Here is a 13,669-nt window from a genome sequence, read left to right as displayed (position 1 = left end):
ACACAACTCAGTGATACAATTGTTTCATCTATTCCGCTACGCCCCAATTAGCTGAATATCCAATAGAATGAAAAGGATGAGAGAGTGACTACAGACACCACCGCCAATCAGCCCGCGAAACGCCCGACGCCACCTCGTTTGATACAAGTTAAAGAAGTGCTGGATATTTCACCACACCTGCGACGTATTACTTTCCACAGTGATTCATTAGCTGACTATCCAGCAGACTGCGCCGCTTCGCATCTGAAAGTATTTTTGCCTCAGCCGGGACAAACCCAACCCGCATTGCCGGTGTTGACCGATAAAGGCCCTATCTGGCCGGAGGGGGAAATGCGGCCGATTGTACGCACCTATACGGTACGCGCGGTGCGCCCTGCTTCCGGTGAAATTGATATTGAATTCGCCATGCACGATCATCCAGGTCCGGCGGTAGATTTTGCCCGCCATGCTCAGAAAAATGACTGGATCGGCATCAGCAATCCCGGTGGCCCACAGCCGATGTTACCTCCAGCACTGCATTATTATCTGGTTGGCGACCCTTCCTCCCTGCCAGCTATCGCCGCTCTGTTGGAAACCTTGCCTGCTCACGCGCAAGGTCAGGTCATCGTGCGCGTAGATAGCGCGCATGATGTGCTGGATTTAGATAAACCAGCTGGCGTTGAGCTAAATTGGGTTATCGGAGGAACCGAGAAAACTCATGAAATCGTCACTCAATTCTGTTCTTTCGCCTTGCCTACGGAAAATGTGATGTTTTGGCTGGCCGGTGAAGACAAGTTAGTGGTGCTACTACGCCGCTATTTGCGCCGCGAAAAAGGCTGTGAACGCGAACAGCTTTACGCCGTCCCTTACTGGCGCGAAGGGATGAATGAAGAGGCTTACCATCAGAAGCGCCATGATGTGATGGATAATCTCGACGGTTAAATTTCGAAATAAATCCTATATCCACTTGGACATATCGCCCTGATATGTCCATTCTTAATAAGCTAATTAACCAAATATCATTGTTTTTTAAAAAACGTGTAAAGAAACTCTGCCAAACCCTTGTTATTTGCTAATCTTAGTCTCTTTTTTTTGTAAATAGTCGCTTTATGTGCGTCAAACGGAGTTAACGCCACTTTAGAGCTATAAAATAATAAGGAGCGCACCTCAAATGAAGTCGCAAAACGATCCTGGCCGATCTAAATCTCGCCATCATGAGTATTCCCTGATTTTACCTGTTATCGCATTGGCTATTCTCAACGTCTGGGGCGATACCAACAACTTCACCGCTATCATTGTCATTAACCTGATTGCTCTGGTCGCCATTCTTAGCAGCGCTTTCAGCGTGGTTCGCCATGCCGACGTGCTGGCTCATCGCCTCGGTGAACCCTACGGATCGCTGATTCTTAGCCTCTCCGTCGTGGTACTGGAGGTGAGCTTAATTTCCGCTATGATGGCCACGGGTGACGCTGCCCCAGCGCTAATGCGGGATACGTTATATTCCATTATTATGATTGTGATTGGTGGGCTGGTCGGTGTGTCTCTGCTTTTGGGCGGCCGAAAATTTGCCACTCAGCACGTTAATTTAGTCGGTATCAAACAATATTTAATGGCAATATTCCCATTAGCCATTATTGTTCTGGTTTTGCCTTCTACCCTACCCGACGGAAATTTCAGCGTCGCGCAAGCGCTAGTCGTAGCAATGATTTCTGCGGCCATGTACGGCGTCTTCCTGGTTATTCAAACCAAGACTCACCAAAGTCTGTTTGTCTATGAACACGAAGATGAAAGCGATGATCCGAGCGATCCGCACCACGGAAAACCTTCATCACACAGTAGCCTATGGCATACCTGCTGGCTGCTGGTACACCTGATCGCCGTTATTGCGGTCACCAAGTTTGACGCCAACCCGCTGGAAAGTTTATTGACTGAACTGAATGCGCCGGCCAAATTTACCGGCTTCCTGATCGCCTTATTAATCCTGTCACCAGAAGGTTTGGGCGCATTGAAAGCCGTATTGGCTAATCAGGTTCAGCGGGCAATGAACCTATTCTTCGGTTCCGTATTAGCCACTATTTCCCTGACGGTTCCAGCCGTTACCCTGATTGCGGTATTAACCGGACAGGAATTAACCTTTGGTCTGGAAGCCCCCCATATGGTGGTGATGGTCAGCGTATTAGTGCTTTGTCAGGTGTCGTTCTCCAGCGGGAGAACCAACGTGTTAAACGGCACGGCGCATTTGGCACTGTTCGCCGCTTATATGATGACCATAATGCTGTAATTCCGAATCGACACAAATAATCTAGGGCAAGCTTATGGCTTGCCCTTTTTATTTATATCCGACGATGCCTGACTAGCTGTTAACTGAATAAATGCACTGTGCCAAATAAACGCTGTTCTATGGCATCCAATATCCCATTGGACACACATCAGTCATAATTCTGTTCTCCATCGAAAGAAACCAAAGAACGTACTTCGTGCCCAACCCGATATTGATATTTATCGCTCTGCTGTTCCATCGGTGGTTGCTGCTGCGAGGTGCATCCCACCAACAATATCAGACCCAATAGCAGACCTGCCCGTGGTTTCCCTATTTTTAATGACGACACACCAATGAGACGAGTGGTTATTTCCATATCTCACCTCTTCTCACTCTTTATTAAGGCAGCATTAAGCCCAGGCGTTTTATCATGAACATCATTTGGGTTAAATAACCAAAGAGTCGCCCAGATTTTGCTGATTCACTCTCGTAGCCAGTGCTAATAAGGCCTGAGGATTCACGCCAGCGAAATTGAATGATGCAAATAAGGCCAATATTTTATCGTTTGGAATCCTTGCGCTTCAAAGCGACAAATCTCATGTTTGACGATAATATTTCGGCACAAGAGTCATTTTTTTAGCAAAAATACCTGACAGCGGTGAAAAAATCAGGCCCCCGATAGTAATATCGGAGGCCTGTAGAACAATAAAATAGTCTGTCGTACAACCTACCTGTTGAACGGCTAGCGGTTGTACTGCCAATTACGCTAGCGTTTATTCCAACCTATCCCACCGTCGATTCTAAAATAGCTCCGCGTCCATCAATCTGTTTTAGCATCTCGCGACAGTATTATCAGGTATAGGCATTTAATGTGCGTTGGCACAATGCGGAACGCACGCAGTCTTGTTTGTCGAAACGAATAATGCCGATCATTTCATCCTCGGAGAAACGTTCCAGCGCATCACTGAGGCCAGATTTCACGCCGCGCGGTAAATCGCATTGGGTAACATCACCGTTAACGATTACCGTCACATTTTCACCCAATCGGGTCAGAAACATTTTCATCTGACTGGCGGTTACGTTCTGAGCTTCATCCAGAATCACTACCGCATTTTCAAACGTCCGTCCGCGCATATAGGCAAAGGGAGCAATCTCAACTTTACCGATTTCCGGGCGCAGGCAGTATTGCATAAATGACGATCCTAAACGGCGTAGTAGAATGTCATAAACCGGACGGAAATAAGGCGCAAACTTCTCGGAAATATCACCGGGCAGGAAACCCAGATCTTCATCAGCCTGCAATACAGGTCTGGTAACAATAATCCTATCTATCTCTTTATGAATTAGCGCTTCCGCAGCTTTGGCAGCACTAATAAAAGTCTTACCGCATCCCGCTTCGCCGGTGGCAAAGATGAGCTGTTTACTGGCTATGGCTTCCAAGTAATGACCCTGAGCTTCGGTTCGTGCCAAAATAGCGGAGGTATCGCGGCTGTCTCGCGCCATACCGATAGATTCAACACCGCCCATTTGAACTAACGATGTCACATTCTCTTCCTCACGTTGACGATGACTACGTGAATCACGTCTAATCACGCGTTTCGCTTCACGACGAGCTTTGATCACTGCTTTTTGTCTTCCCATAGTGGCACCTTACAGTTTGTTTCACCTACCGCAGCAGTCATTGCCTGCGCGATTATGTTTCACATACGGATTAGGTTTTGGCTTCCTTTGCAGCCAATAAGAGCCAATAAAAAATGCAAATAACCTGAACGATAAACCGTACTGGGTTTTGTCTGGTTCAGATTAATGCAGGAGGAACTTATCAGGGATGAACATAAAAAATCAGAGGGAGGGTTTTGGATCTTGGTTGACAATTCAGGGTCGGTGAGCCGGCCCTCGTTACAACGAGTTTCTGTAGTAAATACTTGGTTTTGTCTCAACAGCCCAAACAAGGACTTTACCATTAGCGATCCTCGCAGTGATAAACAACAGCCTAAGCTGTACACCGTGTGAAAATTACCGCCAGATGATTACAGTATAATGACACTCTCACATTTCGCGTGCTGCAAGTGTAAAAAAATATAATTTATTTATGCTGTACGTTTTTTGTTCTTATTAAAACATGGTCGGTTTCCGTTATTTACCCTTTGCCTGTCTCCAACATAATAGCAATCGACAATAGTGCCAATGTACACATTAACCCTATAAGCCTCCCTGCTCATAGAACACGCAATCGCCTGAATAACTCAAGGCAGCGAATAGCTTAAATCGCCGTTTGAAAATCCTGTAAGCGTCTCTTTTGTTTTCCGTCAGCAGTGAAATTTTCTGTGGATAACCATTGTGTTATCGCTCGTTTAACCTCCGGCCATTCACCATCGATAATCGAGAACCAATCGGTATCTCTATTACGCCCTTTTACCACTATGGCCTGTCTGAATTGGCCTTCGTATTTAAAACCATAGCGTTTAGCCGCATTCCGAGAAGGCTCATTGCAGGAATCACATTTCCATTCACAACGGCGATAACCTAAGGTATCGAACACGTAGCTGAGTAAAAGATATATGGCTTCGGTTCCGGCAGAGTTTCTTTTCAGTAATGGAGACCAATTAACCGAGCCTATCTCAATTACGCCATTGTTATTATCAATACGCATCAAAGCCACTGTGCCTATTACATGGCCTCCATGCGTATCCATCACGGCATAATGCACGGCATCGGTAGCGTTAATCATGCTTAGCATATAGTCATGAAACTCAGCCTCTGTTTCCGGACGCGCTTTGAAGAGATAAGTCCAATCGCGGTCATCTTCTATACTGTGATAAGCCTGATACAGCTGTTTTTCATGCTTGGCCATATTGACGGGTTCCAGATAACAGAAACGACCGTTCAGCACTTCTTTTTGCGGTAACAATCCGCCTTGCCAATCTGCCAATTCGTCGCCAATTGCTTGTCCAAACTCATTTAATCTCACGGCTATCCCTCTTTATACATTGAAAACGCTCGCCATCTTTTTCCCGGTTCCAAGCTAGCATAAGCGAAAGAAAAAAGGAGGAACGCGACAGTATTATTCGTCAACTATTGATCATGAAATCAACGGTAAACGATTCCGCTCTCGCTGTTGCATTTATTCCTAAATGGGGTGTAATAAACGTAAAATGATTTACCCAAAGAAAAGAATACGACACACTTAAGGCTAACTACTTAAATTTACGGTTAAAAATATGCCTGACTTTATTCGTCCCAAGCTCACGCTGCCTGATAACCAGAGTAAACTTCTGCTCCATTCCTGCTGCGCGCCTTGCTCCGGCGAAGTTATGGAAGCACTAAATGCGTCAGGCATCGAGTACACCATCTTCTTTTATAATCCGAATATTCATCCCAAACGTGAATATTTGATCCGTAAAGACGAGAATATCCGCTTCGCGGAGAAGCATAATATTCCTTTTATTGACGCCGATTACGATAGCGATAACTGGTTCGAACGCGCCAAAGGGATGGAGAAGGAACCTGAGCGAGGCATTCGCTGCACCATGTGTTTCGATATGCGTTTTGAACGCACTGCGCTATATGCCTATGAACACGGTTTTAACGTCATTTCCAGCTCATTGGGCATTTCCCGCTGGAAAAATATGCAGCAAATAAATGACTGTGGCAAAGGTGCGGCGGATAAATATCCGGGGATACGTTATTGGGATTATAACTGGCGAAAAATGGGCGGTTCATCGCGCATGATTGAAATCAGTAAGCGGGAAAAATTCTATCAGCAGGAATATTGTGGCTGCATTTATTCCCTACGCGATTCCAATCTACACCGCAAAACGCAGGGGCGAGATATCATCCGCATCGGCACCTTATATTACGGCGATGATAACGAAGAATCCTAACCACTCACCGATGATAAAGCATCAGGATAAAGTCAGCATCCCCCAGCCTGGCCGAGGGATGCTTATCTCAGAATATTTAACTTAATGACGGTTGCCGAGTTTCACATCCACCAAACGTCCATCCTCATCGTTATACAGAACGAAATTATTACCGCCTTTTAATTCAGCAATTAATTCAGCCTGAACCGATAAGGTGCTGGCTAATTCATGATCCTCTAAATGAGGACGATGCTGACGACGCTCAACCCGCCAACGAACCTGGTTATATTTCGCCCACGCAATCAGTACCAAGGCGTTAAATAGCGCAATCAGTAAATAAATCACGATGGTACTTAACCCTTCCAGCAGATAGATATGCAGCGGAATCGTCCCCGCGTGCGGGGCATGATGGACAGTGGCAAGCAACCCATTGACAAACAGATAGATAAAACCGCACCAGGCAAACGCGGTAATGATGATATCTATCAATTTCGGCAGCAAACGCTGCTCGGTTTGAATCAGAGGCGCACTCATTCTTTGATTCTCCCAATACCGCGATCCGGACTGACCCACCGGGCACGCTTACGTTTCACTTTCAGCATCACTTTTGGGAAAGCGACCAGCGTAGTAAATAAACTCAGCATCCAGTACACCATCGGATACCAAATGATCCAGAACAGCGACATGCCCAGTTTCGGCTCATAACGGCGTTCAATTACCAAACTAATGGCGAACTGGAGCAAACAGGTCAATGCTAGCACCATGCCGGTAAACGCCGGCGGGAATATATTCTCCACATGAATACCCGGCGGCAATGGCACCACAAAGCCAACGAAGAACAACAGAATACTGATGGCGTAGGTAAAGGCCCAGGTAATAGAAAGCGAATATTCGAGGAACAGTATCCACATCCGACGATTACGCCAGCGCCACAGCTTGAACATATTCTTCAGGAACACTTCTGCACCGCCCTGCGCCCAACGCAAACGTTGTTTCCACAATCCCCGCAAGGTTTCTGGCATCAGAATCCAGCACAGGCCGCGCGGTTCAAAGAACACTGCCCAATGCCGCACCTGTAACTTCCAGCTGATATCGATATCTTCGGTAATCATGTCTGGACTCCAATATCCCACGTCGGCCAGCGCCCTACGGCGGAAAGCCGCAACAACGCCGGAAACGGTGAATACCTGCCCATACACCCGCTGAGTGCGCTTAATCAGACCGATAATGGAAGAAAACTCCCCGACCTGAATACGCCCAATTAATGTGGAACGGGTACGAATACGCGGGTTTCCCGTCACTGCCCCCACCCGTGGATTTTCAATCATCGGAGCAACCAAATACGGCACCGCATGTTTATCCAGCAGCGCATCCCCATCGATGCACACCAGATATTCACTGCGCGCGGCGGCTGTGCCCATTTGCAGAGCAACCGCTTTACCCTGGTTTTGAGCCAGATGCAGCACCCTCAGGCGGCTATCTTCCTTTTGCAGTTCATCCAACACTTCGCCGGTGTTGTCGCTGGAGCCATCATTAATGGCGATCACTTCGATATTCTGATAGGTCTGCGCCAGCGCCGCGTGAATGGTCTCCCGCGCGTTCAATCCCTCGTTAAAGCATGGGATAAGAATGGAAACCAGCGGATTACCTTTCAGTTCCGGTGGTTCAACATCGCCCCCCCACGGCCAATGCCGCTCACGACGTAGCCAGAAGTAGACCCCTCCGGTTATCCAGATTCCTGACATAAATAACGGGTAGAAAAACACGAAGTTGAGCAGAACATCCCCGGTGAACATCAATACCATTCCCGCTGGGATACTCAACACTAAACATAAGATAATAAAAGCAATTATTCTATCTGTCATTTGAGTGGGTACCAGGCTGATGAGAGCGCAGGACGGATAGTCTCCAGCTGTGGTTCGCTGGTAATGAAGTTATCCGGGTAGTAACCAAAGTTTTGCGCGCCATTAAGCTGCAATTGGCGCATCCAATCAGCCAACACTTCGCCGCTGATTTCATCCTGCCCCTCGGCTTTTCTCCAGTTCAAGGCTTGCAATTCAAAGACGGTTTTATCCAAAGCCCCCGGCCGTTTAGCCACGGTTTTCACCATATTCGCCAGCCATTCGTCAGATTTAGACATTGGCACGCCTTCCATCAACGGCATCGCCATCGGTGCTACCCAGTCATAATTCGCCAGGAACTCATCGAAGTTTTGGGCAAACCAGGCTTCACTTTTCGGATCGATAATCGGCATAGCGTAGATATTGCGGGCAGATTTAATCTGCGGCCCACGAATCGCTTTGGTGTGCTCCATTAACTGATTGGTGAAATCAGTTAAATACTGGCTCTTAAACCGAGTCCAGCGGTTGAAGGTTTCCGGGTTCTGACGAATAGCCTGAATGGAATCAGGGAAACCGGCCTTTTTGTAAGCCGCCATCGCATCCGGAGAAGCATCCTCAAAATCGCTCATCAGAGCGTCATCGTGGAATAGAATGCCTGAGAACGGCGCATAACGCGCCAAATCTTCATACACTTCAATAATGCGCTGACGGTTGACCGCATTAAACGGCGTCAGGCGATGATACGCCTTGGGATCGACATCAACCTTTTCGGTTTCAATATTTATCCGTTGAATGCGCGGCAGTTTAGGATCCATTTCGAAGGCCAGAACCGGCATCCAGGCATAAACCCGCACCTCAGCGCGAGAGGCCAGCTGCCATGAAACCCGGTTAAACAAATCAGCACGCATCGGTATCCAACGGTTAGGGAAATACACCTGACGAATATTCCCGTCGCCTTTTGGATCAGAGAATGCCTGTAGGAACACGGTATTTATCCGAAGGTCATAAATGCGCTGAATCAGTTTATCCAGATTTTTCCCTTGCTGGACAGGATCGGGATCGTAGAGATAATCCAGATCAACGTGCGCCACGCGCATGATCTCTTTTTCCTGCACGCTATTGACGGACTGCGCAAAATCTTTGATGGGAGGATTATTGCTGATCAAAATGCGTGGAATACTCATTAAATTATTCACGTTGCCAATACCCGGCTCCAACGTGAAGGCCAGTTGATAACCGTGGTTGGCGACAATTTCCAGCGCCGTGCCCCCTGCCGCACCATACGGCCAGACCCAAGCCCGCGGCGATTTTCCCGTAGCCTGTTTGATCCGCTCAGTAATCAGCGCCACGTCTTTTTCCATGCGTTGACGATAAGCGGCTTCCGATTCGTAGGTTTGAGTTTTACGATCGTAAATACGGCTCACCGCCGCCGGTTCGGTATTCCCTTGCGGGTTGCCGTTGGCACCATAGTGAGAAGCATAGGTATGCGCACCAATTTCGACTAAACCAGAGCGCGACATTTCGCGGATCTGATCCCAGGTAGCAAAGCGCTTGCGGTCAGTCATTAATCCGCCAAAGTTCACCTTTTTATCCATCGGCGTATCCAACCAAGTGCCAACCGGTGCCAATAAGGCCGGCCAGTTATAGGCGATCAACAGCGGATAAACTCTTTCGTAAAAGCTGCTGTAACCGTCATCAAACGTCAGTAAAACGGCCTTTTTCGGCAAAGGTTTACCGCCATTACGCGCGGTTAAAATCTGCTCAATGGAGACCGGAACATAGTTATTGTTCCGCAGCCAGGCAAATTGATCGTTCAATGCGCTGCTACGCACGCTGAGGTAGCGCTGATCGGCAGCTACGTCTTCCACGTCGTGGTAGGCGATAACCACAAAGTCATTGGTTTTCCAAGGTTTTTCACTTTGCGGCAACGTCCGCATCGCCGGTGGGGTAAACTCTGGAATATCTGACTCCGCGTAAGAGGCAGGCACCAGCGTTACTATCCCAACCACGAGCAGCCGGATTAAGAATGAGAATGTCGGCATGGCGAGGATTCCTTAAAAGCGATAGTTCATGTCAAAAGATAGCTGGACGTCACGTTCCCGTTTCCCATCGTACGGGCGCTTATCCCAGGTTACGGAAACACCGGTATCCACTACGTCATTCCACTGAATGCGCTGTCCATAACCCACGGAGGTTACGGCTCCGGTTCCGTAATTTTTTTCCCAATACGTCCCGGCTCCGAGCTGAAGCTGTTGGCTCCAGACGGTTTTATAACGACGGTACATAATGTGGTCGAAAGTTAGCGACGGCACGGCAGAGAAGTCCCTTTTCGGGTTGTAATACAAGGTGTCTTCTTTGGTATTTTGGCTACTGGACAAATCCAGATTCAGATCGACGGACAAGTACGGCGCGGTATACACCCGCTGGCGACCGTTGAACGCGTATTCCCAACGATGGTTACCGTCAGAGAAGTGTGACGGTGTCACGCTTAGCTGTGCATCCTGACGATCGCTGCCATTCCAACGGACAAACAGGTTTGCGCTGTCCGAATTAACGTTATTTTTCAAGGCACGAAGCGGCGTGTTTTTTGCCAGTTTCTCCGCAGAACCTCCGATGCGCCAATGGTCATTGAAGTCATGCCAAGCGGATAAGCGCCCGCCGACCTTATTGCCATAACCATAATTATGGTTGGCGACCTCAGCTTCTACCCAGTTATTGCGAGCAGTAAATTCGGCCCCTAAACGTAGCACCCGGTTGATGCCACGGCCTTCTTCGAAATGGCTATTATCAAAGGAACCGCCGGTAAATACGCGCCAGTTTTCATCAATGGGCGGGCTATACAATAGCGCCTCAATGCCCTGATCGTTTTTACCGCTGAGTGGACTATCCGATGCCAAAGTGCGTCCGCCGGAAATGCGCAGCTCCGACATATGGCGAATCTGACGTTGACGAGCCAGCTCCTGAGTTGTGACGTTTTCCGGCACGCGGGCAACCAGATCGTCAATCAGTAATTCAAACTGCCGCCATTCTTGCAACTCCAGCGCGGTTTCAGCCTGCGCCGCCTCAAGAGTAATACTGCTCGGCTCCAGGCTTTCAACTTGCTTCAGTTCTCTTTCTGCCCGACGCGGCCAGCCGCGCGTGGCATACACTTTGGCTAATGCAATTCTCAGATCCATATTGACCGGCGCGGTACCGGTCAGCTTGGTTAAACGACGTTCAGCCGCCGGTAATTCATCAGAATTAACTTCCGATTGGGCCAACAAAAACTGCCCCTCCAACCATTCATCATTTGGTGTTCTGACCGGCAGGTTATACATAAACAGCTGATAAGGTGCCTGATTGCTCACCGCATTGGCAAAGGCCTGAGCTTTATCCAGTTGCTCGCTCTCCAGCAACGCGTAATAAGTGGCATCAATATCTTCCAGTCCCATATTCTTCGCAACGGTTTTGCCGTCTTTGAAGTACATGTCGCTGAGAATGGCCGCCGCTTTTTCCGGCTGACGACGGTCGATATAGGCGCTAGCCGCCCAGCGCTGCGCGTAGCCTGGCAGGGTATAACCTTCACGCTGCATCGCTTCATAATCGTTAATCAGACGGGTCATTTGCGCGCGAGCCAACATTGCCCCCAGTCGGTCAATACGCGCCTGTTGATAGTCCGTCTGGGTTTCGGGGTTGTTCTGCCACGCGATCAGCAGCGCCAGATAGTGTTCCAACGCCTGATCGGCCAGATCAAAACGCTGTTGTTCGCTGCGTGTCGGCAGGCTAGCCTGGCGTACTTTTTCCGCCAGTGCGTCTCTTTCAAGCTGCCGCATCTGCGCCGGAGTGAATAGTTTGCTATTTTCCTGCGCAACTTTTAATGCGGGAGCCGCCACACGGTTCTTTTGCAGCATGGCAACATGATTCTTTATCACTTCGGGGGAGACCGGTGTAAAATCCATCGCCTTGGTCGCCGCTTCCAGTGCAGCGTAGTTACGATTGGCCGCGCTGTGCAAATAGGACAGCGCCAGATAGCTCTGGGCAGAAGGCGTTCTCTTCACCAATTCGGTGGCTTTTTGCAATGCCTCTTTATCACGACCGGCGTCAGCCTGAGTCATGATCATCGCACTGATCAATTCGGTGTTATTAGGATCAGCTTTCAGGCTGGCCTGCCAAAGTGCTAACGCCTGATCCCAACGTTTTTGATTACGATAGGCGCGCGCGACCGCAGCCAATCCTCTGGCCGGTATTTGCATACTGGATTGATAACGTTGATAAATGGCAATAACGTCATTATCGTGCCCTGCCCAACCGGCAATTTGTAGCCAGTCGGCAACCTGCCCGCTATTAAGCATTCCTGCAGAAGACGCTTTTTGTAGAAAATCTAGAATTGGCGTGGTATTGCCATCCCTTGCTTGAATAATTAATGAATCATAGTGTGTATCTGCGACAACTGGATTAACTGCTAGCCCTGAAACAAATAATGCCAATAAAGTCATTCTGGGTCTTTGAAATGGACGCAGCAGCGTTAATATCGCTTTACTCATTTTATAACCCTTTAGCGAACGTTTTGTTTAATGATAAAACAGCACTATCGAGCAACATCCGTATCCCAATAAAAACAAGGTGAGATTCAGCTGAGATGAAAAGATTGCAAGATGTTAATTATAGTATCTTAAAGAAAATACGCCTGTCGATTTCTTACAAAGATAATTTATTCAAAAAGTAAGGTCAATAGCCTGACTTAACCGATATTTAAAGGCCATCCACCTGCATTCTTGCCACATAAAGCACAATAAACAACTGAATAGTCCAAATCTACGCAATTCCTTAGCGCAAAATATCGCGCCAAGCAGACAAAATGAAGATTTGAAAAAACAACAAAAAAACTTAAAATTCAACAAGTTGCATAACAAGATGTCAAAATAAAGCAGAACGCGCCTAGAAATAAGTAGTTTATTGACCTAGATATAATTACGGAAAAGAATATTTATATTAAAAGATAGGGAAATTCATTTATTCCAATAAGCTTATTGATTTTTTATAGACACGTGCTTTTATCATCCATAGCCCGCCCTATTCAGGGCTAATCTATTGAATTGGTTAGCGTTCTATTTTTCATATTAATCAATGATGTCATTTTTTTGATTGAGTCTAATGGGGGGGATGTTCAATGAAGGGTCAAGCAATAGCCGCATAGCATTAAATTTTGTTGAGTTAATGACAATAGCTAGGAAAAAACCTAATTATCTCCATCACGCTAGAATAAGAATTTTCTCAACTTTTAATTAAAGGCAGAGTGGATTATGTGTAGGCAACGGTAGCAATCATTCAAACCTTATTCCTCCTCATTCCAAACCCGAATTATCTGTTTATATCTCCTCCCTCTTTTCATTAAATCATTCGCAATAAGCATGCAAATAGTTTCTCAATACGATAGCGTGATTATGCTGCGCGTCTTTGCTACCGTAGAGCAAAGTCAGTGGTCTCTCCTTTGCTATTTCAAGCAACGGACGCCATACAACAGCATTGCTATTTAATTGCATCGTGTAATCTTTTACAAAAGCCGGCCAATCACCTTGTTGATGAAACTGTTTCCGCAGTTCATTCGTTGGGGCGATCTCTTTAAGCCAGATAACACCGTTCAGCCGAACTTTAGTTATTCCACGTGGCCACAGACGATCTATTAGAAAAGTATCGGGATCATAAGGAGGATGAACATCGTAGACTCTTTTAAGAATAATATTCAT

The 13,669-nt window shown here is 47.3% G+C and carries 11 protein-coding genes; 3 read left to right on the top strand and 8 right to left on the bottom strand.

What is annotated here, in order from left to right; translation table 11 throughout:
• The first annotated feature begins 84 nt into the window (after nt 1-84).
• Nucleotides 85-921 (top strand): siderophore-interacting protein, encoded by an 837-nt coding sequence (locus tag ACQ4OC_RS02335; protein WP_064513356.1) that lies wholly within the window; start codon nt 85-87, stop codon nt 919-921.
• A gap of 229 nt (nt 922-1,150) precedes the next feature.
• Complete coding sequence (gene chaA / locus ACQ4OC_RS02330; protein ID WP_064513354.1) at nt 1,151-2,260, top strand: sodium-potassium/proton antiporter ChaA; 1,110 nt, start codon at nt 1,151-1,153, stop codon at nt 2,258-2,260.
• Between the two features lie 148 nt (nt 2,261-2,408).
• On the opposite strand, the gene ACQ4OC_RS02325 is transcribed toward chaA, so the two are convergent.
• From ACQ4OC_RS02325 to ACQ4OC_RS02315, 3 genes are all read right to left on the bottom strand, one after another.
• Nucleotides 2,409-2,615 (bottom strand): hypothetical protein, encoded by a 207-nt coding sequence (locus tag ACQ4OC_RS02325; protein ID WP_120806188.1) that lies wholly within the window; start codon nt 2,613-2,615, stop codon nt 2,409-2,411.
• A 476-nt stretch (nt 2,616-3,091) separates the two neighbouring features.
• A complete protein-coding gene (gene phoH, locus ACQ4OC_RS02320) occupies nt 3,092-3,880 on the bottom strand; it encodes a phosphate starvation-inducible protein PhoH (RefSeq protein ID WP_064513349.1) in 789 nt (262 codons plus the stop codon).
• 622 nt (nt 3,881-4,502) lie between these two features.
• On the bottom strand, nt 4,503-5,210 hold the full coding sequence (locus ACQ4OC_RS02315; RefSeq protein WP_430970901.1) for a GNAT family N-acetyltransferase: 708 nt from the start codon (nt 5,208-5,210) through the stop codon (nt 4,503-4,505).
• 250 nt (nt 5,211-5,460) lie between these two features.
• Here ACQ4OC_RS02315 and ACQ4OC_RS02310 point away from each other — a divergent pair, with 250 nt between their 5' ends.
• Entirely contained in the window at nt 5,461-6,123 is a 663-nt protein-coding gene (locus ACQ4OC_RS02310; protein WP_064513345.1) for an epoxyqueuosine reductase QueH, read from the top strand.
• 81 nt (nt 6,124-6,204) lie between these two features.
• Here ACQ4OC_RS02310 and pgaD read toward each other — a convergent pair whose 3' ends face one another.
• From pgaD to ACQ4OC_RS02285, 5 genes are all read right to left on the bottom strand, one after another.
• A complete protein-coding gene (pgaD, locus tag ACQ4OC_RS02305; protein WP_064513342.1) occupies nt 6,205-6,636 on the bottom strand; it encodes a poly-beta-1,6-N-acetyl-D-glucosamine biosynthesis protein PgaD in 432 nt (143 codons plus the stop codon).
• Complete coding sequence (gene pgaC / locus ACQ4OC_RS02300; protein WP_064513340.1) at nt 6,633-7,967, bottom strand: poly-beta-1,6-N-acetyl-D-glucosamine synthase; 1,335 nt, start codon at nt 7,965-7,967, stop codon at nt 6,633-6,635. Before pgaC ends, pgaD begins: the two co-directional genes overlap by 4 nt.
• A complete protein-coding gene (pgaB, locus tag ACQ4OC_RS02295; protein ID WP_064513338.1) occupies nt 7,964-9,985 on the bottom strand; it encodes a poly-beta-1,6-N-acetyl-D-glucosamine N-deacetylase PgaB in 2,022 nt (673 codons plus the stop codon). Before pgaB ends, pgaC begins: the two co-directional genes overlap by 4 nt.
• A 12-nt stretch (nt 9,986-9,997) precedes the next feature.
• Entirely contained in the window at nt 9,998-12,466 is a 2,469-nt protein-coding gene (gene pgaA / locus ACQ4OC_RS02290; protein WP_430970900.1) for a poly-beta-1,6 N-acetyl-D-glucosamine export porin PgaA, read from the bottom strand.
• A gap of 852 nt (nt 12,467-13,318) precedes the next feature.
• Complete coding sequence (locus tag ACQ4OC_RS02285; protein ID WP_120806253.1) at nt 13,319-13,669, bottom strand: DUF488 domain-containing protein; 351 nt, start codon at nt 13,667-13,669, stop codon at nt 13,319-13,321.

The sequence above is a fragment of the Yersinia sp. J1 genome, from assembly GCF_050586585.1.
Taxonomy (GTDB): Bacteria; Pseudomonadota; Gammaproteobacteria; order Enterobacterales; family Enterobacteriaceae; genus Yersinia; species Yersinia entomophaga.
Note: the sequence above shows the minus strand (reverse complement) of the source record. Positions and strands in the feature narration are given on the sequence as shown.

Coding starts and splice junctions, on each gene's coding strand:
- chaA (WP_064513354.1), top strand. CDS start 1,151: ATGAAGTCGCAAAACGATCCTGGCCGATCTAAATCTCGCCATCATGAG.
- ACQ4OC_RS02325 (WP_120806188.1), bottom strand. CDS start 2,615: ATGGAAATAACCACTCGTCTCATTGGTGTGTCGTCATTAAAAATAGGG.
- phoH (WP_064513349.1), bottom strand. CDS start 3,880: ATGGGAAGACAAAAAGCAGTGATCAAAGCTCGTCGTGAAGCGAAACGC.
- ACQ4OC_RS02310 (WP_064513345.1), top strand. CDS start 5,461: ATGCCTGACTTTATTCGTCCCAAGCTCACGCTGCCTGATAACCAGAGT.
- pgaD (WP_064513342.1), bottom strand. CDS start 6,636: ATGAGTGCGCCTCTGATTCAAACCGAGCAGCGTTTGCTGCCGAAATTG.
- pgaC (WP_064513340.1), bottom strand. CDS start 7,967: ATGACAGATAGAATAATTGCTTTTATTATCTTATGTTTAGTGTTGAGT.
- pgaB (WP_064513338.1), bottom strand. CDS start 9,985: ATGCCGACATTCTCATTCTTAATCCGGCTGCTCGTGGTTGGGATAGTA.
- pgaA (WP_430970900.1), bottom strand. CDS start 12,466: ATGAGTAAAGCGATATTAACGCTGCTGCGTCCATTTCAAAGACCCAGA.
- ACQ4OC_RS02285 (WP_120806253.1), bottom strand. CDS start 13,669: ATGAATATTATTCTTAAAAGAGTCTACGATGTTCATCCTCCTTATGAT.